Below are 559 nucleotides of genomic sequence, written 5' to 3'. Positions count from 1 at the left end.
TGGGTCTTACTTCCAAAGAACTCACTGCCACCATCAATAATATTGGAGGGAGATTGAGTATGAACTTCATAGGAAGTAACACAGCAGTCCCCACTGATGCTACTAATAACCCTATCCACTTTCAAGGGGATGTGTATGCATATAATGATGCCATCAGCAATATTGATTTTGTCAATACCCTCTGGGCAAGTACCAATGGCACCAATATCATCGCAGCCAACCATGCCATCAATAACATCTCCTATGAGTCTTCTTTGAAGATACTCACATATGCTCCATTTCAGACCTTTTTAACTTCCTTGCCTACTAAAGTGCCCATCATCAATATCTATACACAAAATGATGCACAAAACAATCTCGCTCTCTCTGGAGTCTTCAGTGCTAGGGGCAATATCTATTATCAAGGTGGCATCACGCATTTGATACTAGCAGATAACTCCACTGGAAGTTTTAAAAACTATCTAGATAATTCACTTAATTTCACAGATATTGTTAATACTGAAGAGAGTATCGCTTCTGGGATGCTCAATAATAGAACCTACAAAAATGGACTCATCAT

1 protein-coding gene is annotated in these 559 nt (G+C 39.0%); it reads left to right on the top strand.

All coding sequences use genetic code 11. The features are described from left to right. The coding region (locus BKH42_RS09685; protein ID WP_180674055.1) for a hypothetical protein at positions 1-559 on the top strand (559 nt) is incomplete at both ends.

Origin of the sequence: Helicobacter sp. 13S00482-2, from assembly GCF_002272795.1 — a bacterium.
Lineage (GTDB): Bacteria > Campylobacterota > Campylobacteria > Campylobacterales > Helicobacteraceae > Helicobacter_J.
This window is presented reverse-complemented; position numbering and strand designations above follow the sequence as displayed.